This window comes from Frankia umida (genome assembly GCF_023242945.1).
Taxonomy (GTDB): domain Bacteria; phylum Actinomycetota; class Actinomycetes; order Frankiales; family Frankiaceae; genus Frankia; species Frankia umida.
Genome location: NZ_JALKFT010000002.1, coordinates 202,152 through 221,802 on the forward strand (window position 1 = coordinate 202,152; position 19,651 = coordinate 221,802).

The 19,651-nt window shown below is 71.6% G+C and carries 21 protein-coding genes; 17 read left to right on the forward strand and 4 right to left on the reverse strand.

The genetic code is table 11. The features are described from left to right. Positions 1-85: 85 nt before the first annotated feature. From MXD59_RS03055 to ccsB, 4 genes are read left to right on the forward strand one after another with little or no spacing between them, the layout of a single operon-like run. Complete coding sequence (locus MXD59_RS03055; protein WP_248815378.1) at positions 86-646, forward strand: TlpA family protein disulfide reductase; 561 nt, start codon at positions 86-88, stop codon at positions 644-646. Positions 647-653: 7 nt separating this feature from the next. Beyond that, the gene (locus MXD59_RS03060; protein ID WP_248823360.1) at positions 654-1,547 is read left to right on the forward strand and encodes a cytochrome c biogenesis CcdA family protein; all 894 of its coding nucleotides are present in this window, start codon (positions 654-656) and stop codon (positions 1,545-1,547) included. Next, positions 1,544-3,478, forward strand: coding sequence for a cytochrome c biogenesis protein ResB (gene resB / locus MXD59_RS03065; RefSeq protein WP_372511881.1), 1,935 nt, complete (start codon positions 1,544-1,546; stop codon positions 3,476-3,478). Before MXD59_RS03060 ends, resB begins: the two co-directional genes overlap by 4 nt. After that, entirely contained in the window at positions 3,478-4,650 is a 1,173-nt protein-coding gene (gene ccsB, locus MXD59_RS03070; protein ID WP_248823361.1) for a c-type cytochrome biogenesis protein CcsB, read from the forward strand. Before resB ends, ccsB begins: the two co-directional genes overlap by 1 nt. 73 nt (positions 4,651-4,723) lie before the next feature. Here the strand turns inward: ccsB and MXD59_RS03075 are convergent, their stop codons facing one another. Then, positions 4,724-5,143: a PLD nuclease N-terminal domain-containing protein gene (locus MXD59_RS03075; protein WP_248815375.1), complete on the reverse strand. Its 420-nt coding sequence runs from the start codon at positions 5,141-5,143 to the stop codon at positions 4,724-4,726. 417 nt (positions 5,144-5,560) lie between these two features. Here MXD59_RS03075 and MXD59_RS03080 point away from each other — a divergent pair, with 417 nt between their 5' ends. The 8 genes from MXD59_RS03080 (at position 5,561) to MXD59_RS03115 (ending at position 11,654) form a co-directional block, all read left to right on the forward strand. After that, entirely contained in the window at positions 5,561-7,012 is a 1,452-nt protein-coding gene (locus tag MXD59_RS03080; RefSeq protein ID WP_248823362.1) for a menaquinone biosynthesis decarboxylase, read from the forward strand. Beyond that, complete coding sequence (gene mqnP / locus MXD59_RS03085) at positions 7,009-7,956, forward strand: menaquinone biosynthesis prenyltransferase MqnP (protein ID WP_372511883.1); 948 nt, start codon at positions 7,009-7,011, stop codon at positions 7,954-7,956. Before MXD59_RS03080 ends, mqnP begins: the two co-directional genes overlap by 4 nt. A 19-nt stretch (positions 7,957-7,975) precedes the next feature. Beyond that, positions 7,976-8,707, forward strand: coding sequence for a UbiX family flavin prenyltransferase (locus tag MXD59_RS03090; RefSeq protein WP_248823363.1), 732 nt, complete (start codon positions 7,976-7,978; stop codon positions 8,705-8,707). A gap of 104 nt (positions 8,708-8,811) precedes the next feature. Next, a complete protein-coding gene (locus MXD59_RS03095) occupies positions 8,812-9,060 on the forward strand; it encodes a hypothetical protein (RefSeq protein ID WP_248823364.1) in 249 nt (82 codons plus the stop codon). An 86-nt stretch (positions 9,061-9,146) separates the two neighbouring features. Then, the gene (mqnE, locus tag MXD59_RS03100; protein ID WP_248823365.1) at positions 9,147-10,295 is read left to right on the forward strand and encodes an aminofutalosine synthase MqnE; all 1,149 of its coding nucleotides are present in this window, start codon (positions 9,147-9,149) and stop codon (positions 10,293-10,295) included. 14 nt (positions 10,296-10,309) lie between these two features. Continuing rightward, on the forward strand, positions 10,310-10,558 hold the full coding sequence (locus MXD59_RS03105) for a hypothetical protein (protein WP_225438085.1): 249 nt from the start codon (positions 10,310-10,312) through the stop codon (positions 10,556-10,558). Then, complete coding sequence (locus MXD59_RS03110) at positions 10,558-10,806, forward strand: hypothetical protein (RefSeq protein ID WP_225438086.1); 249 nt, start codon at positions 10,558-10,560, stop codon at positions 10,804-10,806. Before MXD59_RS03105 ends, MXD59_RS03110 begins: the two co-directional genes overlap by 1 nt. Beyond that, positions 10,803-11,654, forward strand: coding sequence for a menaquinone biosynthetic enzyme MqnA/MqnD family protein (locus tag MXD59_RS03115; RefSeq protein WP_163547773.1), 852 nt, complete (start codon positions 10,803-10,805; stop codon positions 11,652-11,654). Before MXD59_RS03110 ends, MXD59_RS03115 begins: the two co-directional genes overlap by 4 nt. Positions 11,655-11,693: 39 nt before the next feature. On the opposite strand, the gene MXD59_RS03120 is transcribed toward MXD59_RS03115, so the two are convergent. Next, entirely contained in the window at positions 11,694-12,203 is a 510-nt protein-coding gene (locus MXD59_RS03120) for a response regulator transcription factor (RefSeq protein WP_225438662.1), read from the reverse strand. Between the two features lie 435 nt (positions 12,204-12,638). Between MXD59_RS03120 and MXD59_RS03125 the strand changes: the two genes are divergently transcribed. From MXD59_RS03125 to cobA, 5 genes are all read left to right on the forward strand, one after another. Further along, complete coding sequence (locus tag MXD59_RS03125; protein WP_248823366.1) at positions 12,639-13,556, forward strand: helix-turn-helix domain-containing protein; 918 nt, start codon at positions 12,639-12,641, stop codon at positions 13,554-13,556. Positions 13,557-13,902: 346 nt separating this feature from the next. Next, a complete protein-coding gene (locus MXD59_RS27225; RefSeq protein WP_368861893.1) occupies positions 13,903-13,983 on the forward strand; it encodes a putative leader peptide in 81 nt (26 codons plus the stop codon). A gap of 60 nt (positions 13,984-14,043) precedes the next feature. Then, positions 14,044-15,744, forward strand: a complete 1,701-nt coding sequence (locus tag MXD59_RS03130) for a nitrite/sulfite reductase (protein ID WP_248823367.1) — start codon at positions 14,044-14,046, stop codon at positions 15,742-15,744. Positions 15,745-15,972: 228 nt separating this feature from the next. Further along, on the forward strand, positions 15,973-16,644 hold the full coding sequence (locus tag MXD59_RS03135) for a phosphoadenylyl-sulfate reductase (RefSeq protein ID WP_163550282.1): 672 nt from the start codon (positions 15,973-15,975) through the stop codon (positions 16,642-16,644). A 19-nt stretch (positions 16,645-16,663) separates the two neighbouring features. Then, positions 16,664-18,238, forward strand: a complete 1,575-nt coding sequence (gene cobA / locus MXD59_RS03140; protein ID WP_248823368.1) for a uroporphyrinogen-III C-methyltransferase — start codon at positions 16,664-16,666, stop codon at positions 18,236-18,238. On the opposite strand, the gene MXD59_RS03145 is transcribed toward cobA, so the two are convergent. Beyond that, entirely contained in the window at positions 18,210-18,608 is a 399-nt protein-coding gene (locus tag MXD59_RS03145; RefSeq protein ID WP_163550675.1) for a sirohydrochlorin chelatase, read from the reverse strand. The genes cobA and MXD59_RS03145 overlap by 29 nt on opposite strands. 4 nt (positions 18,609-18,612) lie before the next feature. Then, complete coding sequence (locus tag MXD59_RS03150; protein WP_248823369.1) at positions 18,613-19,641, reverse strand: NAD(P)/FAD-dependent oxidoreductase; 1,029 nt, start codon at positions 19,639-19,641, stop codon at positions 18,613-18,615. Positions 19,642-19,651 lie beyond the last annotated feature (10 nt).

The window sequence follows — 19,651 nt, forward strand, 5'->3', positions numbered from 1 at the left end:
CTCGCCGCGGACTGGCCATGCCCGCGTTCGACCGGCCCGTGTTCGACCGGCCCGTGTTCGACCGGCCCGTGTTCGACCGGTCCGGGTGGGGCGCCTGCTGGCGCTGGTGATGGCGTTGGTCGGTGTGCTCGCCGCCTGCTCCGCGCACGGCAACGCGACCGATGCGACGGGTGGCGACGGCTACGGCTTCGTCCAGCAGTCGGCCGGGACGGACTACGTCAGTGTCGGCAACCGGCACGCCGCGCCCAGACTGTCCGGCAAGGATCTTGACGGCAAGCCGATCGACCTGGCCTCGCTGCGGGGCAAGGCCGTCGTGGTCAACTTCTGGGCCTCCTGGTGCGCGCCGTGCCGCGCCGAGTCACCGGGCCTGGCCAAGCTCGCCCGTCAGGAGCGGTCGGTCGCCTTCCTCGGTGTCAACGAGAAGGATGGCACGTCCAGCGCGAAGGCGTTCGCCCGTGATTTCGACATGCCCTATCCGAGTGTCGTCGACCGGCTGGGCACACTCGCCGCCGGCTGGCCGGTGGCGCCCGGGCTCCCGTCGACGTTCGTGCTCGACGCCGACGGTCGGATCGCCGCCCGGTTCACCGGCGGTGTCCTGCCCGAGGAACTCGCCCCCGTGCTGACCCGGTTGCAGGCCGAGACGTGATCCGCTCATGAGCGCCGCTGACCTGGTCACCAACGGTTCGGTGCTGCTTGCGGCACCTGTGGCGGCCGCCGCCGGACTGATGTCGTTTCTCTCTCCGTGCGTGCTGCCGCTCGTCCCCGGCTATCTCAGCTTCGTCACTGGTCTGTCCGGTGAGGAACTCGAGGAGCGCGAGCGCCGCGACGCCCTCCCCGAACCGGCCGAACCAGTACTCGTGGGGGCGGTGTCAGCTGGTGGGGCGGTGCTGCCCGCGAACCCCGGTCTGGCCGGGCGGCGGGAACCGGGACCGCGGGCGCGACTGCGCCAGTTGCGCTGGGGCGGACGGGTGACCGCCGGCACGGGACTGTTCGTGCTCGGGTTCACGGCGGTGTTCGTGTCCTACGGCGCGGCGTTCGGCGGGCTCGGCAACCGACTGCTGGCCCACCAGGTGGGGGTGAACCAGATTCTTGGTGCCTTCACGGTCGTGATGGGCCTCGCGTTCGCCGGGCTGTTCTCCCAGCTGTCCTGGGCGAACCGGGAATGGCGTTTCCACCGGCTGCCGCGTCCCGGGCTGATCGGTGCGCCCCTGCTCGGGGTGATGTTCGGTGTCGGCTGGGCGCCCTGTATCGGTCCGACCCTCACCGCCGTGCTGGGGCTCGCGACGACGAGCGCGACCGCTGGCCGGGGCGCGTTCCTGTCCGCCGTCTACTGCTTCGGGCTCGGGGCGCCGTTTCTCGCGGTCGGGCTCGCCTTCCGGCGGGCCGCTGGTGCCCTGCTCCTGCTGCGCCGGCACTCCCGCATTCTGACCGTCTCCGGTGGGCTCCTGCTGGTCGCGGTCGGAATGCTCCAACTCACCGGGGCCTGGGCCGACCTGATCATCTTCCTGCGGCCCTACGCTCCCGGCTTCTCGGAGACGCCGCTGTGACCCCTCCTCCCAGCTCCACCTCTCCTGCCAGCTCCACCTCGTCCACGCGTGAGACCAGCGAGGACGCCGGGTTCGACCAGGAGTCCGCGCCCACCCGCCGGCTCCCCGACGGCCATGCCGACGCGGCCGCCACCGCCCGTCCGGAGGCGTTCGACCCACCGACCCGCACCAGCGCCAGCGCGGACACCGGCGCGGGAGCCGCCGAGCCGGACGCGCCGTCGCGGGCGAGCGGGACGCGTCCCGGCGGGGCCGCGGTGGGACGGTCCGGGCCGTGGGCGCTCGCGGTGCGCAGCTGGCGGCAGCTGACCAGCATGCGCACCGCGCTGTTGCTGCTGTTCCTGCTGGCGCTCGCCGCCGTGCCGGGTTCGCTGCTGCCCCAGCGCAACATCAACCCGCTGCGGGTCGAGCAGTATCTCAAGGATCATTCGACGATCGGTCCGGTGCTGGACCGGTTCTCCGGGTTCGACGTCTTCGCCGCACCCTGGTTCGCCGCGATCTACCTGCTGCTGTTCATCTCGCTGATCGGCTGCCTGTCCTCGCGTATCCGCTGGCACGCGCGGGCGTTGTTCACCGCCCCGCCGAAGGCCCCGGCGCGTCCCGGTCGTCTGCCCGGGGGCAGTTCCTGGACGTCCCCGCTGCCGCCGGACGAGGCCGCCGAGATCGCCCGCGGGGTGCTGCGCGGGCGGCGGTTCCGGGCCAGCGTCGCGCCCGCCGACGCCCGCCGGCCGGACGGAACCCCCGACCACTCCGTCGCCGCGGAGAAGGGCTACCTGCGCGAGACCGGCAACCTCGTCTTCCACGTCGCGCTGGTCGGCCTGCTCGCCGCGGTCGGCTTCGGCTCCTGGTTCGGCTATTCGGGGACGACCCTGGTGGTCTCCGGCGACGGATTCGCCAACACGCTCGTCTCCTATGACCAGTTCAGTGGCGGCAAGCTCGTCAACACCGCGAAGCTGCAGCCCTTCTCGCTGACCCTGGACCGGTTCCGGGCGTCCTACCAGCCCAACGGCGAACCGGCCGACTTCCGCGCGGACGTCAGCTACGCCACCGACCTGGATGCCCCGACCCGGACGTCGACGATCCGGGTCAACCATCCGCTGATCCTCCACGACGCCAAGGTCTACCTGATCGGCCACGGGTACGCGCCGCATTTCGTCCTGCGTGACGCCAAGGGCACCGTCGTCTGGCAGAACAACGTGCCCTGCACGCCACGCGACGGCATGTTCACCTCGACCTGCACGGTGAAGATCCCCGACGCCGGCCTCGCGCCCGTCGGTACCCGACGTGAACCGCAGCAGTTGGCCTTCAGCGGCGTCTTCACCCCGACGACCCGGCTGGACCCCACCCGCGGCTACGTCTCGATCTTCCCGGCGGCCACCGCCCCCGGGATGACGATCACCGGTTTCGTCGGCAACCTGCACCTGGACGAGGGCGTGCCGCAGAACGTCTACACCGTCGACACCCGGGACATGAAGCAGATCCCGCTGACCGGTCCCGCCGGCGCCGGCCGCACCGCGCAGATCCTGGCCCCGAACAACCCCCGCCAGCGCACGCTGACCGGCCTGCCCGGCGGCCTGAGCCTCGAGGTCGACAGCGTCGCCGAGTTCGCCACCTTCCAGGTGAAGGCCGACCCGGCCAAGCGTGAGGCGCTGGTGTTCGCGGTGCTCATCATCGTCGGCCTGATCGCGAGCCTGCGGGTGCGCCGCCGCCGGGTCTGGGTCCGCGCGCGTCCGGCGTCCGGCGGCGGGTCCATCGTCGAGATCGGCGGCCTGTCCCGCTCGCACGGGGACGGCTTCGCCACCGAACTCGCCGACCTCACCACCGGCGTCCGCGAGGCCACCGGAGCACCACCGCGGGACAAGGCAGCACAGCCAGCACAGCCAGCACAGCCAGCTGAGGCAGCAGAGCCGAAGAGCAGGGAACGGGAGCGCTGATGGCGGTCAACGAGGGCTTCGCCAGCCTGTCCAACCATCTGTTCGGCAGCGGCATGGCGGTGTACTCGGCCGCGATGCTCGGTTTCGCGGCCGAGTTCGCGTTCAGCCGCCTGGGCACCCGTGACGGCGAGGCGGTGACCTCCACCGAGACCTCCACCGAGACCTCCACCGAGACCTCTGCCGTCCCGGCCGCACGTACGTCGGCGGACCGGTCCGCCGTGCTGGTCGCGGCCTCGGCCGCCGCGTCGGCGGGCAGCGTGATCGACCGTCCGGCCGCGGACGCCGCGGAGCGTGCCCGTGAGATCGAGGCGGTCCGCCGGCGGGACCGGGCCGCGCACTCGCTCGCCGGCGGTGATGACGGTGACCTGCGGGTCTCGGCGCGGGCCCGCTGGATCGGCCGGCTCGCGGTGGGCGCCACCGCCGTCGGCTGGGCGTTGCATCTCGCGTCGGTCATCACCCGCGGGGTCGCGGCGGACCGGGTGCCGTGGGGCAACATGTACGAGTACTCGTCGATGATCTGCCTGATCGCGGTCACGACGTTCCTCGGCCTGATCACCCGGCACAACGTGCGCTGGCTGGGCGTCTTCGTCATGGTGCCGGTGGTGCTCTACCTCGGCTTCGCCGGGACGGTGCTCTACGTGGCGCCCGGACCGCTGGTGCCGGCACTCAACTCGTACTGGCTGAAGATCCACGTGGTCGGGGCGATCGTCGCGAGCGGGGTGTTCCTCGTCTCCGCGGTGACCACGCTGCTGTTCCTTATCAAGGAACGCTGGGAGAACCGGCTGGCCGAGGTCGCCACCGGACGGGCCGAGGCCAGTCGGGCGATGCAGAACCGCGGTGGGATCGTCATGCGGCTGCCCTCGTCAGCCGCGCTGGACACCCTCACCTACCGGATCATCGCGTTCGCCTTCCCGATCTGGACCTTCGCGATCATCGCCGGCGCGATCTGGGCCGAGGCGGCGTGGGGTCGCTACTGGGGCTGGGACCCCAAGGAGACCTGGTCGTTCATCACCTGGGTCTGCTACGCCGCCTACCTGCACGCCCGCGCGACCGCCGGCTGGCGTGGCCGCCGCGCCGCGACCATCTCACTGGTCGCGTTCACGGCTCTGTTCGTCGACTACTACCTGGTCAACCTGGTCATCACCGGCCTGCACTCCTACGCCGGCGTCTGACCGGACGCCGGCACAGAAGATCCCCTCGTCCAGGCCGCCCCTCGGTCGGGGCGCCTTGGACGGGGGGCGGCTGTCAGCCGCGGGAGGGCGAGGGGGGCTCGGACTCGCCGCCGCGGATGCGCTCGGTGAGTTCCCGCAGGAACTCCGGGTCGTCGTCCGGGCCCTTGGGACGGGCGACGGGACGGCGGGTACCCATCCGCGAGCCGGGCCGGCCGAGACCGGCCTCACGCCGGGTGACCTCCCAGGCGGATCGCTGACCGAACGCCGGATGGTCGGAGACGGCGCGTCGCGGCGCGCGTGCGCCGTAGCCGTTCACCCGCGGCCGGCCGAACAGGAACCAACCGACCGCGCCGGGGATCCAGAACAGCGCGACCGCCACGATCCAGAGAAGTTTCGACCCCACTCGTACTTCGTCCGGGGGCGTCCCGACCACATCGATGATCGCGTACGCCCAGACACCGATGATCACAAACGTCAGCGCGAGGCCCAGCACCTGCTGGTCGCTCCTTCCAGCTCTCCGTGACCGATTACGTCCTGTCAGGTTTCGCCTGGCATATGGGCTATGAACGTCGGCACGCGGGTTAGTAGTCCCGGTCCGCCGGGCGGTCACCGTGGCCCAGCGGGGCAGCCGCCGCGGCCTGCGGGTCCTGGCCGTGCGCGGCGACTCGGACGGGCCGGACGGTGTGCTCCCCCGCTGTCCGCGGCTGCCCGAAGGCGGCCCCCGGAGGGCGCACGTGTCGCGAAGATGGCCGGCCCGTGTATCCCTAGTGTGCCCCTCCTCCCGGGGTCACGTCCGGCCGGTTGGCAACAGCGTCGTCGGCGTCGCCCCGACCGGCAGCGCTGGGTGCGCCGATCGTCACCGGTGGTGGGGGAGCCTACGGTTGTCGGTGCCGGCTGCGAGGATGGGGCAATGGCCTGGGCGGATCTACGCGCGTTTCTCGCGCACCTCGAACGGCGGCGTGACCTGCGACGGGTGTCGGTGCCCGTCGACCCCAGGCTGGAGGTCACCGAGATCGTCACCCGGGTGGTGCGCGAGCACGGCCCGGCGCTGCTGTTCGAAGCCCCCCTCGGGTCGGACATGCCGCTGGCGATCAACGTGTTCGGCACCGAGGCGCGGATGGCCGCGGCCCTCGGCGTCGAGCGTCTGGACGAGATCGGCGAGCGGATCGCCGCCCTGCTGCGCCCCGAACTACCGGTCGGCCTGTCCGGCCTGCGCGACGCCCTGGGCAAGGCCGCGTCGCTGACGTCACTGCCGCCACGCCGGGTGCGCACGGCCCCCTGCCAGGACGTCGTTCTCGAAGGGTCGGACGTCGACCTGTTCCGCCTGCCCGGGGTGCACGCCTGGCCGAGCGACGGCGGCGCCTTCCTCAACCTGGGGCTGACCCACACCCGTCATCCCGAGACCGGCGCCCGCAACCTCGGGATGTACCGGTTGCAGCGCCACGACGCCCGCACCGTCGGCATGCACTGGCAGATCCACAAGGATTCCAACGCCCACCACGCCGTCGCCGAGCGGCGCGGCGAGCGGCTCCCCGTGGCGATCGCGTTCGGCTGCGACCCGGCGGTCACCTACGCCGCGTCCGCCCCACTGCCCGCCGACATCGACGAGTACCTGTTCGCCGGCTACCTGCGCGGCGAGCGGGTGGAGATGGTCGACTGCCGCAGCGTCCCGCTGCGGGTGCCGGCGAACGCGCAGATCGTGCTCGAGGGCTGGCTGGAGCCGGGGGAGCGGCTGCCCGAGGGCCCGTTCGGCGACCACACCGGCTTCTACACGCCCGTCGAGCCGTTCCCGGCACTGCACGTCGACGTGATGACGATGCAGCGTGATCCGGTGTTCCAGACGATCGTCGTCGGCCGCCCGCCGCAGGAGGACGGGCCGATGGGCAAGGCCACCGAACGCATCTTCCTGCCGCTGATCCGGATGATGATTCCCGAGATCGTCGACTACGACCTGCCGGAAGCCGGCGTGTTCCACAACTGCTGCATCGTCTCGATCGACAAGCGTTACCCCAAGCACGCCCAGAAGGTGATGCACGCCATCTGGGGCGCCGGGCTGCTGTCGCTGTCCAAGCTGATCGTCGTGGTCGACGCGGACTGTGACGTCCACGACTACCACGAGGTGGCCTGGCGGGCGTTCGGCAATGTGGACTACGCCCACGACCTGCTCACCACGATCGGCCCGGTCGATCATCTCGACCACGCCTCGTACGAGCAGTTCTGGGGTGGCAAGGTCGGGGTCGACGCGACCCGCAAGCTACCGACCGAGGGTTACCGCCGGGACGGCGGCTGGCCCGAGGAGATCGTGATGGATGCCGCGGTACGCGACCGGGTCACCCGGCGCTGGAAGGAGTACGGCCTGTGAGTGACGCGACCTTCCTGCCTGAACCGTCCGGCGGCCTGTCCGGCTCCTCCGGGGGCGGCGGGCAGCACGAACTGGGCCACGTGCGGGCGTTCTTACGGCTGGTCGTCATCGAACACTCGGTGTTCGCGTTGCCGTTCGCCTACATCGCGGCGCTGGCCGCCTGCTTCGACGCGTCCCGCTCGGTGCACTGGACGGACCTCGGGCTGGTCACGATCGCGATGGTCGCCGCCCGCACCTTCGCCATGGCCGCCAACCGGATCATCGACCGGGCGATCGACGCCCGCAACCCGCGCACCGCCGGTCGGGAACTGGTCACCGGCGCGGTGTCGGTGCGCACCGCCGTGGTCGGCTCGGTGGTCGCGCTCGCCGTGTTCCTCCCCGCCGCGGCGATGCTGAGCTGGCTGTGTCTGGCCCTCGCTCCGGTCGCCGTCGCCCCCCTGGTCGTCTACCCGTACGCCAAGCGTTTCACCGACTTCCCGCACGCCGTCCTCGGCATCGCCCAGGCCGTCGCCCCCGTCGGTGCCTGGATCGCCGTCTCCGGCCACTGGTCGTGGGCTGCCGTCGTGCTCGGCCTCGCCGTCGGCGCCTGGATCGGCGGGTTCGACCTCATCTACGCCTGCCAGGACGCGGAGATCGACCGCCGCATCGGCGTACGGTCGGTCCCGGCCCGGTTCGGGATCCGCGGCGCGCTGATCGGCTCGACGGTCACACACATCGTCACGTTCGCCCTGTTCGTGACGTACGGCCTGATGGAGGGCACCGGCGCGTTCTGGTGGGCCGGCCTCGCCGTGACCGCGGCCGCGTTCTCCTACGAGCACGCCATCGTCTCCCCGAACGATCTCTCGCGGGTCAACCGGGCCTTCCTCACGGCGAACGGCTTCGTCGGCATCGCCCTGTTCGCCTTCGCCGTCGCCGACCTGTTCAGCCGCGGTCTGTCGGTCTGACGTGCCGAGGGTGCCCTGGGTGGTGGGGGTCAGCGGCGCCAGCGGCACCCCGTACGCCGCCGCGGTGCTCGGCGGCCTGCTCGCCGCCGGCCATCCGGTCGACCTGGTGCTCTCCCGCGCCGCCCGGCTCACCCTGCTGGACGAGACCGGCCTCGCCTGGCACGACAGTGCCTGGCCGCCGGTCCTGGCCGCCTGGCTCCGCGCCCCCTTCGGCGCCGCAGCCACCTCCGCTGTCCCGTCCGGACCCGGGGCGGCGTCCAGGCTCGGGGAACTGCTCGCGGCGCAGGTCAGGGTGCACGCCCCCGGCAATCTCGCGGCCGGGCCCAGCAGCGGCTCCTACCCCACCCGCGGGATGATCGTGGTCCCGGCGAGCACCGCCTGCCTCGCCGGCATCGCCCTCGGCCTGTCCAAGGACCTGCTCCAACGCTGCGCGGACGTGACCCTCAAGGAAGGCCGCCGCCTGCTTGTCGTCCCCCGCGAGATGCCCTACACCGGGGCGACCCTGCGGCACATGCTCACCCTGCACGAGGCCGGCACGGTCGTGGCCGCGGCGAGCCCCGGCTTCTACGCGGGCGCCCGCGACGCCGCCGACCTGGTCGACTTCGTCGCCGGACGAGTCCTGGACGCCGCCGGCGTCCCGCACACGCTCTACCGCCGCTGGTCCGGCGAACTCGGCGCCGCCCGCGGCGACACGCAGCCCCGAAACGGTTCCGCGGAACCGGCTGGCGACCTCGGGCATCCAGGCCGATGATCGCCCCACAGCCACCCCCGAGGCTCCCTGGCGGAACCAGCCTCCGAGGGAGCACAGTGTTCCTGGACAGGCGAGGCGTTCCTGGACAGGCGAGGGTGACGGATATGGCGGGCGGCGACTCGGCGAAGAAGAAGGCGAAGGCGAAGGTGGCCCCGCCGTCCGATGTCGATCTGCGGGCGCAGCTGCCGTACTTCGTGGCGCGGTTGGCGGTGCTGGTGCTGGTCACGGTGGTTCTGGCGCTCATGGGGGTGAGCGTGCTGCTGGCGGTGCTGATCGGGTTCGTCGTGGCGGGGCTGCTGACCTGGCCGCTGGGGCGGTTGCAGCGGCGGGCGGCCAGGCGCGACCGCCAGTAGTGAACCCCTGCGACGAGGGGGGCTGTGATGGGGCAGCCGTGCCGAGACAGGCGGAGCGGGGCGACGATCGGGCTAGTCTGGACCGTATGGATGCTGGGCTCAAACGGGAGATCGAGGCGAAGGTCGCGGCCGGTGAGCGCCTGAGCCGAGCCGACGGTGAGGCGCTGTACGGCAGCGACGACCTGGCCTGGCTGGGTGGCCTGGCGCACGACGTCCGCACCCGCAAGAACGGCGACCGGACGTTCTTCAACGTCAACCGGCACCTGAATCTCACCAACGTGTGCTCGGCGTCCTGCGCCTACTGCTCGTTCCAGCGCAAGCCCGGCGAGTCCGACGCGTACACGATGCGCATCGAGGAGGCCGTCCGGCTGGCGAAGGAGATGGAGCCGGCCGGCATCACCGAGCTGCACATCGTCAACGGCCTGCACCCGACCCTGCCGTGGCGCTACTACCCGCGCTCGCTGCGCGAGCTGGGCAAGGCGCTGCCGGGGGTGGCGCTCAAGGCGTTCACCGCCACCGAGATCCACTGGTTCGAGAAGATCAGCGGGCTGCCTGCCGACGAGATCCTCGACGAACTGATCGACGCGGGCCTCGAGTCGCTCACCGGCGGCGGCGCGGAGATCTTCGACTGGGAGGTCCGGCAGAAGATCGTCGGCCACGAGACCCACTGGGAGGACTGGTCGCGCATCCACCGGCTCGCGCACGCCAAGGGGCTGCGCACGCCGTGCACGATGCTCTACGGCCACATCGAGGAGCCCCGGCACCGGGTGGACCACGTGCTGCGGCTGCGTGAACTGCAGGACGAGACCGGCGGGTTCGCGGTGTTCATCCCGCTGCGGTTCCAGCACGACGCGGCCGGCGACCCGCGCAACCGGCTGATGAACCAGCCGATGGCGACCGGTGCCGAGGCGCTGAAGACCTTCGCTGTCTCCCGGCTGCTGTTCGACAATGTCGACCACGTCAAGTGCTTCTGGGTGATGCACGGCCTCACGACCGCCCAGCTCGCACTGAACTTCGGTGCTGACGACCTGGACGGTTCCGTCGTCGAGTACAAGATCACTCATGACGCGGACCGGTTCGGCACCCCGACCACGATGACCCGTGAGGACCTGCTGGGCATCATCCGGGACGCCGGGTTCCGGCCGGTCGAGCGGGACACCCGCTACCGGGAGATCCGCGCCTACGACGGGCCCGATCCGGCCCGCCGCGAGGTCGCCACGGCCATCGACGCCTGAGGCGGGCCGTCGCGATGGTGAGCAGCAACCCGCGGTATCCGTCCCGCCCGCCGGGGGCACCGGGCACGGGGTGGGTGTTCGCGCTGGCGTTCGTGGTCATTCTCGTCCCCGGCATCGTGGTCGACGCGTTGCTGGCCTGGGTCGGGGTGCCGATCGGCCCGGCGGCCCTGCTGGGGCTGCTCGCGGTCTTCGTCGGGCTGGGCTTCTTCCCGACCGTGCTGCGCCGCCTCGGCTGGGTGCCGGCGAGAAAACGGAGGTCCTGATGAAGTGGCCCAACCGGCCCGGCCCACGGCCACAGCGCGGGCTGCTGGCCATCAATGTGCGCTACTTCGCGGTGCGGGCACTGCTGTTCGGGGTGGTGCTGGCCGTCGTGCTGCTGCTCGGGCTCGGCGGCCTGCTCGCCTTCCTGCTGGCGCTGGCGATCAGTGGGCTGGCCAGCTACCCGCTGGCGCTGCGACAACGTCGGGCCGTCATCGACGCGATGGAGAACCGGCACGGCGGGCAGCGTTGAACAGCGGGCCGGCGCGGCCACGGGTCGGGCACATCCAGTTCCTGAACTGCCTGCCCCTGTACTGGGGGCTGGTCCACTCGGGCGCGCTGCTCGACCTCGAACTGACCAAGGACACCCCGGACCGGCTGGCCGAGGCGCTCGTCGCCGGTGATCTGGATATCGGGCCGATCAGCCTGGTCGAGTACCTGCGCCATGCCGACGAGCTGGTCGTCCTGCCGGATCTCGCCGTCGGGTCGGACGGGCCGGTGCTGTCCGTGCTGCTCAGTACGGCGGTGCCGCTGGCCGAGGTGCGCACGGTCGCGCTCGGCTCCACGTCCCGGACGAGTGTGCTGCTGGCGCGGATGCTGCTGGAGGAACTGCACGGCCTCACCCCGACCTACGTGACGATGCCGCCCGACCTGCCGCTGATGCTGCGGGAGGCGGACGCGGCGGTGATCATCGGCGATGTGGCGCTGCGGGAGACCTACGAGGCCGAGCGGGACGGGGCAGCGCATCCGCTCGGTCTGATCGACCTGGGCGCTGCCTGGCGGGACTGGAGCGGCCTGCCGATGGTGTTCGCGGTGTGGGCGGCCCGCCGGTCCTTCGCCGACCAGCACCCCGGGGTGGTCAAGGAGGTGCATGACGCCTTCCGCGCCGGCCTCGACCTCGCGCTCGGCGACGTGGCGGCGGTCGCGGCCCGGGCGGCCCGGTTCGAGGTGTTCGACCCGGCGACGCTCGCCCGCTACTTCACCACGCTGGACTTCTCCCTGGGTGAGCGGCAACAGGCCGGCATCCGGGCCTTCGCGGCCCGGGCCGCCCGCCGCGGCGACGTACCGCCGCTACGGACCATGACCTTCGCCCAGGTCTGAGCTGCTCCGAGTCTGAGCTGCTCCGAGTCTGGGCTCTGCTCAGGCCGGCCGTCGCGCCGCGTACAACTGCCGCAGCTGGTCGACCAGCGGACCGGTGGCAAGGCCCTTTTCCAGGAGCGCGTCGGCGCCGAGGGCGAGCACCTGATCCAGCAGGGTCTCCTCCGAAAAACCGGTGAAAATCACGACGACCGCCCGCGGCGCGATGCGCCGAATCCGAGGCAGCGCACCGATACCGTCCAGGACCGGCATCGCGAGATCGAGCAGCACCAGATCCGGATCGGTGCGATGCACCTCGTCGATGGCCTGCGCACCGTCGGCGGCCACGCCGACGACGGTGAAGTCCGGCTCGGTCCCGAGTAGTAGGCACAGCAGGTCACGCACACCGTCGGCGTCGTCGGCGACGACGACCCGGCATGGGCCCGGGGCGACCGGCGAACCGGGATCGGTCGTGGCCTCGCCGGGCTTTGGCCCAACAGCGCGGGCGTCCATCAGACGGCCGGTATCCACCATTCTTTTGTACGCGCGCAGGTCGGCCATGTGCATCGTCATTCGGGATGGTTTTCGAGGATGACCCAGACCGGTCATCATCGCGATACCTGCCGAGCCGGGCATGGCACTCATGACATGGCACCCATGACATGGCACCCATGACATGGCACAGAGACATGGTGTGACACCTGGCGGAATACTCCGATCAGGTCGGCTCGCCGGGATTCTCAATGTTTCCGGCGGAACTTCGACACCATCCCTCTTGTTTCCCAACAAGAACACAAGATGGCCGGCATAATGCGGCGATGGGCGGCCGGCCCGCCCTCGCTCCGCCCCATCTCGCCCCGCACTGTGATTACTGAGAGTCATCACCGGGATCTCTCGCGTATGGGACTTTCTGCCCCTAGCCTACAAGGGTGCTCCATGGAGTAATCTGATCACTATAAGTGAATCCAGCCGGATGGCCCGGCCGGGCGTGCCGGAAGGACAGCGCAGATGCGGCAACGGAGCCGAGGCCGTCACGGCACGGCGACCGCCGAGGACCTGCTCCCCGGCGAGGTACGTCGGCGACGCTGTGAGCGTGGCCTGACCCGTGACGAGCTCGCCGCGCGCACCGGCTACAGCCGTCAGTACGTCGCCCAGCTGGAGCAGCCCAGCCGTGGCATCCCCGCCCGGCCGGTGATGGCCGCGGTGGATGCGGCGCTCGAGGCCGGCGGCGCGCTGATCGACCTGCGGGAGGCCGCCGTCGCGGCCCGGGCCGAGCGGCTTCGGCGCGGTCCCGATCCGGAGGCCGAGTCGCGCCGCCGCGTGTCCGACCTGCTCGACCATCGCCGCAGTGACGGCGAGCTGGACTACCTCGACCGCCTTGTCGCCGACCTCATCGCCCGGGCCGACGGTCTTGACCCGGTGGACGTCACCGCGCTCGTGCTCGATCACCAGAGCGTGGTCGACACCCTGCTGCGTACACCACTGCTTCCACACCAGCAGTTCCGCCTGTTCATGCTCGCCGGTCACCTCGCCGGCCTGCTGGCGATCTCCCTGCTGGACGTGGACGAACTCGCCGGCGCGAGCACCTGCTGCCTGGAGGCGGCCGTGTTCACCGAGCTCACCGGCCACGAGGGTCTGCGGGCCTGGACCCTCGCCGTCAACGACCTGATCGACGCCGCCGCCCGCAGCGCCAGCGCCAGCGCCAGCGATGTCGCGGAGCAGAGCTGGGCTGACCTCGATCAGTCGGCCGGTGCGGACGCGGCCACCCAGGCGTTGGCCGAGATGCTCACGGCGCCCGGTGGGCGAGCGAGCCAGCCCCGCCTCATCGCGCTGGTGAAGGGCCGCATCGATCGCTTCGGCGGCGACAGCCGTCGCCCGCTGTCCCAGCAGGCCGGACTGTCCCACGCCTTCCATCCCCCGGTCTGAGCCCCCGGCCTTGACGGCTGCCCGTCCCGGATCACGCGCGTTGTTCATTTTTCCTACCGGTGGGGTAGAGTAGGTTTTGTCGTCCTGTCTCGATGCCTGATCGCGGCGCCGTAGTAACACCGTCGTAGCGTTTTCGCCCGTTTTGCCCGCCCTTAGGTGGGTCAATCTGCGGCCACCTGACGTCAGGGGCCTCACAACCCACCCATCGGCTCCACATCTGTGGAAGCATGACGGGGTGGTCGCGCGCGCCCTCACCCTCGGGGCGCCGGTTGTGCGTAGGGCTGGCCGTTCGGTCGCCATCGCATTCCGGCGCGGCGTTGTGTCGTCCCCCGCAGCCCCGTGCCTGGTGATCGAGCCGATGCTCGTCGCCCGTCTGCACGTTGACCTGCTGCGGGTTTCCAGCGCCGGCTGTCGCCGCTCCCGCTGACGTCCCCGCGCGGTGCCGTGTCGACGGTGCCGCGCATCCCCGCGCGTCGAAAGATCATTCATGCCTTCTGCTGCCCGTCCGGCCCGTTCCGCCGCGCCTGCGTCCCGTCCCAAGGGCGCGGGCCAGTGGGCGCTGGGCTACACCGAGCCGCTCAACGCCAACGAGCAGATGAAGAAGGACCAGGGCGGCCTGGAGGTGCGCGAGCGCATCCTCAACGTCTACCCGAAGACCGGCTTCGACAGCATCGACCCGCAGGACCTGCGCGGCCGGTTCCGCTGGTGGGGGCTCTACACCCAGCGCCGGCCGGGGATCTCCGGCGGACGCACCGCGGTGCTCGAACCCGAGGAGCTCGACGACTCCTACTTCATGCAGCGGATCCGTCTCGACGGAGGCCGGATGAGCGCCGACCAGCTGCGCGTCATCGCCAACATCTCCACCCGCTACGGCCGCGACGTCGCCGACGTCACCGACCGGCAGAACATCCAGCTGCACTGGATTCGGATCGAGGACGTCCCCGCGATCTGGGGCGCGCTCGAAGGTGCCGGGATGACGACCGCCGAGTCCTGCGGCGACACCCCCCGCGTCATCCTCGGCTGCCCGCTGGCCGGTGTCGACGGGGACGAGGTCATCGACGGCACCACCGTCATCGACGAGATCGTCGAGCGTTTCATCGGCGATCCGACGCTGGCGAACCTGCCCCGCAAGTTCAAGACGGCGATCTCCGGCTGCGCCGACCACTGCGCCATGCACGAGATCAACGACATCTCCTTCGTCGGGGTCGTGCATCCCGAACTCGGCCCCGGCTACGACCTGTGGGTCGGCGGGGGACTGTCGACGAACCCGATGCTCGCCGTGCGCCTGGGCACGTTCGTCCCACCGGAGCGGGTCGCCGAGGTGTGGCACGGTGTCGCCCGCCTGTTCCGTGACTACGGCTACCGCAGGCTGCGGACCCGGGCCCGGCTGAAGTTCCTCGTCGCCGACATGGGCGCCGAATGGGTGCGGGCCACCCTGGAGAAGGAGTACCTCACCGCCGCGCTGCCCGACGGCCCGCCGCCGGCGCCGCCCCGCAACGAGGGCCGAGACCACGTCGGTGTGCACCGCCAGCGCGACGGACGCAACGCCGTCGGTTTCGCCCCGCGCGCCGGTCGTCTGACCGGGACGATCCTGCGCACCGTCGCCGACCTCGCCGACCGCCACGGCGCGGGCCGCATCCGGGCGACCACCACCCAGAAGCTGGTCATCCTCGACGTCCCCGACGCGCAGGTCGACCCGCTCGAGGCAGCCCTCGCGGAACTCGACCTCGTGGTGAACCCCAGCGTGTTCCGCCGCGGCACGATGGCCTGCACCGGCATCGAGTTCTGCAAGCTGGCCATCGTCGAGACCAAGGCCAACGCCCGCGACCTGATCACCGAACTCGAGCGGCGCCTGCCCGGCTTCGACGAGCCGATCGGCATCCACATCAACGGCTGCCCGAATGCCTGCGCACGCTTCCAGGTCGCCGACATCGGCCTGAAGGGCTCACTCGTCCCGGACAGCACCGGCGAGATGGTCGAGGGCTTCCAGGTGCACCTCGGCGGGCATCTGGGCACCCACTCGCGGCTCGGGCGCAAGTCCCGCGGCCTGAAGGTCACCGCGGACGGCCTGCTCGACTACGTCACCGGTCTGCTCAGCACCTACCAGGCCGAACGTGACGACAGCGAGAGCTTCGCCGACTGGGCCCAACGCGCCGACGAGTCCGCGCTGACCGGTGGCGGGAGCTGATGGCCGGCAGCGCTCGGGCCGTCCCGTTCTACTGCCCGTACTGCGGCGAGGAGACCCTCGTCCCCGAGCCGGAGCACGGCCACTGGGCATGTCGATCATGCCAACGCGCCTTCCGCCTCAGCCTGACAGCCCTGGTAGCAGACAGCCTGGTAGCAGACAGCCTGGTAGCAGACAGCCTGGTAGCAGACAGCACGGCACGAGCGGACACCACGAAGGAGACGACCGTAGATGGACGCCGCGTTGAAGACCCGGGCCCTGCGCGCCGGTGACGAGCTCGAAGGCGCCCCGGCGCAGGAGATCCTCGGCTGGGCCGTCGAGGAGTTCGGCCCCAAGCTGGTGGTCGCGGCGTCCATGGCGGAGGCGGTCCTCGTGGACATGCTCGCCCGGATACGCTCGGACATTCCGGTCGTCTTCGTCGACACCGGCTACCACTTCGCCGAGACGATCGGCACCCGGGACGCCGTCGCCGCGACCTACGACGTCCCGCTGATCAGCGCCCGCCCGCAGCTCACCGTCGTCGGCCAGGACGCCGTGCACGGCCGGGACCTGTTTCGCACCGACCCCGACCTGTGCTGCCGGATGCGCAAGGTCATCCCGCTCGACCGGGCGCTGGCCCCCTACCGCGCCTGGGCCGCCGGCTCCCGGCGAGCCGAATCCGCGTCCCGGGCGAACCTGCGGGTCGTCGACTGGGACGCCCGGCGCGGCAAGGTGAAGATCCACCCGCTGGCCGCCTGGACCGAGGCCGACGTCGACCGCTACGTCGCCGAGCACAACGTGATCGTGAACCCGCTGCTGTCCGACGGCTACGACTCGGTCGGCTGCGCCCCCTGCACGCAGCGTGGCGCCGGCCGGGCCGGACGCTGGGTCGGTAGCACCAAGACCGAGTGCGGCATCCACTAGAGATAACCTGCCTGCCGTGATGGACGGACACGCAGCGGGTGAAGTCTGGCTGGTCGGAGCGGGCCCCGGCGACCCCGGACTCCTGACGGTCCGCGGTCGCGACCTGCTCGCCACCGCCGACGTCATCGTCGTCGACCGCCTGGCCCTGGCGGTCCTGGACGGTGCCCCCCTGGACGGTGCCCCCCCGGACGGTGCCTCCCCGGAATGTGCCCCCTCGGCCCAGATCATCCACGTCGGCAAGAGTGCCACCGCGCCGTCCTGGTCCCAGGAGCGGATCAACGCGCTGCTCGTGGAGCGGGCGCGGGCCGGCGCGCGGGTCGTGCGCCTCAAGGGCGGCGACCCGTACGTGCTCGGCCGCGGTGGCGAGGAGGCCGAGGCCTGCGCCGCCGCCGGCGTGCGCTGCACCGTGGTGCCCGGCGTCACCTCTGCCCTGGCCGTTCCCGCCCTGGCCGGCATCCCCGTCACTCATCGTGACGTCGCCCAGGAGATCGCGATCATCTCCGGCCACCTCGCCCCCGGCCATCCCGACTCCACCGTGGACTGGCCCGGCCTCGCCGCGTCCCGCGCGACCCTCGTCATTCTGATGGGCGTGGCCCGCCTGATCGCGATCACCGAGGCCCTGCTCGACGGCGGACGCCCCGAAGCCACCCCCGTCGCCGTGATCGAACGCGGCGGCACCGCCGCCCAGCGCGTGCTCCGCACCACCCTGGACGGCCTCGCCGTCGACGCGATCGCCGCCGGCGTCCGCTCACCCGCCGTCATCGTCATCGGCGAGGTAGCCGCCCGCAACGATGCCGCCGTTCCCACCGCCCCCGCCGCTGGCGCCCGTCCCGCCGTCGCGTCCCGCCCGCTCGTCGGCGTTCGGGTTCTCGTCGCCCGCACCCGTGCCCGCCCCGGCCTGCTGGCCCGCCGCCTGCGCGCACTCGGCGCGGACGCGGTGGAGACCGTCGTCGCCCGTCCCGCCCCCGCCGGTGGCGACGACGCCGCCGCGGCCCTGCTCACAGCCCTCGACGGCGTGAACGCGATCCTGCTCGCCGACCCCGACGAGGTCGCCGCCCTGGTCAGCCTGCTGCGCTCCGCCGGCACCGACGTCCGCGCCCTCGCCGGCCGGACCCTCGTCGCCGCCGGCCCATCCGCCCGCGAGGCCCTCGACTCCCTGGGCCTGGCCAGCGTCCCCCGTACGCACCTGCGCGCCCAGCTGAACGCCGAGCCCCGCCCCCTGGGCCCGCCCACCGTGCTGGCCGTGGCCGGCGCCGAACCGGACCTGGGCCCGGCCGAGCACGCCTGGTCTGTGCGGCGGCTGACCCTGCTCACCGACGTGGCCGCCGAACCCGATCCCCGTATCGCCGAGGAACTGCGCCACGGCGACTTCGACGTGGCCGCCTTCGCCTCCTCGACCGCGGTGCGCGGCACCGCCGAGCTCTACGGCCCGCTACCCCCCGACCTGCTGGTCGCCGCGATGGGCCGCCGCAGCGCGCAGGCCTGTGAGGCCGCCGGAATCCGCGTCGACATCGTCCCCGCCGAACCCGGTGTCCATCCGCTCGCCGCCGCCGTCGCCGACTTCGTCACCGCGAGTCGCGATCCCCTGAACTAGCCGTGCGCACCAGGGTGTCGGCGAGTCGCGCCCGGACGGCCTCGATGACGCAGGCGTGCAGACCCAGCGGTTCGGACAGCACCCAGCGGGTCGCCGGATGGCTCTCGCGGGCCGCCTCCAACGCCGCGGGAATGTCACGATGGGTGTGGTTCCCGTCGAACAGGAAGAACGGGTAGGCGATGATCTCGGTGCAGCCGCCCGCGGCGAGCACGCCATAGCCCTCGGCGATATCGGGGTGGCTCACCTCCAGGAACGCCGCCACGGCCGCCTCCCAGCGCTGGTCGTCCGCCAGTTGGCGGGCAAGCTCACGGACAGTGGCGTTCGCCTCCCACCGTCGGGAGCCGTGTCCGATCACCAGAAGTCCCCGCATGCCCCTAGTGTGCGCCGTCGTCGGAGCTGTGGCCTGGGAAGACCTTCGCGTTCGGGTCGATGATCGGCGCTGCGTTGTTGACGGCGGTCGCGACCTCGCCGAACCCGGTGGCGATGAGACGTACCTTGCCCGGATAGTCCACGACATCCCCGGCGGCGAACACCCGCTCCACCCCGGTGACCATCGCCGGACCGACGATGATGCGTCGCCGCTGCACGGTCAGCCCCCAGCGGGTCAGCGGCCCGAGATCAGTGGCGAACCCGAGCGCCGCGATGATCGCCTGCGCCGGCCGGGTCTGCCGGCTGCCGTCGCGGGTATCGACCAGCTCCACCTGCGCGATCCAGTCGTCCCCGTGTACGGCGGTGATGTCGGTGAGTGTGCGCACCTGCACCTCGGACGCCTCGAGCCGGGCGAGCGCCGCCGGATGCGCCCGCAACTGCTCGCGTTTGTGCACCAACGTCACCGATCGCGCCACCGGCGCGAGCGCCAGCGCCCAGTCCACCGCGCTGTCACTGCCACCGGCCACCACCACATCGCGCCCGGCGTGCTCCTGCGGCCGCGGCACGAAGTACGACAACCCCCGCCCCAGACGCCCGGCCATCCCGGGCAGCGGCTTCGGCGCGAACGCCCCGATCCCCCCGGTCACCACGACAGCCCGCGCTCGCACCCGCCCACCCGAGGCGTCGGTCACCACCACAGCCTGAGCCTCCGGATCGGACGCGAGCTCCATCGCCTGCCGGCCGAGCAGATACTCCGGCTGGTACGGGGCGGCCTGCGCGACGAGCGCGTCGATCAGTTCCCGCCCACGCACCGCGGGGAACCCGGCCACATCGTAGATCACCTTCTCCGGGTACATCGCGGTGATCTGCCCGCCGACCGTGGGCAGCGCGTCCATCACCGCCACGGACATCCCGCGAAACCCCGCGTAGTACGCCCCGAACAGCCCCACCGGCCCCGCCCCGACGATCAGCATGTCCACGTCCAGCATGTCCACGTCGATCCGCTCGGCATGATCAGCTGTTGCCACGGGCATCGCAGTCCTC

Excerpts from the sequence above, each read along its gene's own strand:
- MXD59_RS03060 (WP_248823360.1), top strand. The coding sequence starts at position 654 with ATGAGCGCCGCTGACCTGGTCACCAACGGTTCGGTGCTGCTTGCGGCA.
- ccsB (WP_248823361.1), top strand. The coding sequence starts at position 3,478 with ATGGCGGTCAACGAGGGCTTCGCCAGCCTGTCCAACCATCTGTTCGGC.
- MXD59_RS03080 (WP_248823362.1), top strand. The coding sequence starts at position 5,561 with ATGGCCTGGGCGGATCTACGCGCGTTTCTCGCGCACCTCGAACGGCGG.
- MXD59_RS03095 (WP_248823364.1), top strand. The coding sequence starts at position 8,812 with ATGGCGGGCGGCGACTCGGCGAAGAAGAAGGCGAAGGCGAAGGTGGCC.
- mqnE (WP_248823365.1), top strand. The coding sequence starts at position 9,147 with ATGGATGCTGGGCTCAAACGGGAGATCGAGGCGAAGGTCGCGGCCGGT.
- MXD59_RS03105 (WP_225438085.1), top strand. The coding sequence starts at position 10,310 with ATGGTGAGCAGCAACCCGCGGTATCCGTCCCGCCCGCCGGGGGCACCG.
- MXD59_RS03110 (WP_225438086.1), top strand. The coding sequence starts at position 10,558 with ATGAAGTGGCCCAACCGGCCCGGCCCACGGCCACAGCGCGGGCTGCTG.
- MXD59_RS03120 (WP_225438662.1), bottom strand. The coding sequence starts at position 12,203 with ATGACGATGCACATGGCCGACCTGCGCGCGTACAAAAGAATGGTGGAT.
- MXD59_RS03125 (WP_248823366.1), top strand. The coding sequence starts at position 12,639 with ATGCGGCAACGGAGCCGAGGCCGTCACGGCACGGCGACCGCCGAGGAC.
- MXD59_RS03130 (WP_248823367.1), top strand. The coding sequence starts at position 14,044 with ATGCCTTCTGCTGCCCGTCCGGCCCGTTCCGCCGCGCCTGCGTCCCGT.
- MXD59_RS03135 (WP_163550282.1), top strand. The coding sequence starts at position 15,973 with ATGGACGCCGCGTTGAAGACCCGGGCCCTGCGCGCCGGTGACGAGCTC.
- cobA (WP_248823368.1), top strand. The coding sequence starts at position 16,664 with ATGGACGGACACGCAGCGGGTGAAGTCTGGCTGGTCGGAGCGGGCCCC.
- MXD59_RS03145 (WP_163550675.1), bottom strand. The coding sequence starts at position 18,608 with ATGCGGGGACTTCTGGTGATCGGACACGGCTCCCGACGGTGGGAGGCG.
- MXD59_RS03150 (WP_248823369.1), bottom strand. The coding sequence starts at position 19,641 with ATGCCCGTGGCAACAGCTGATCATGCCGAGCGGATCGACGTGGACATG.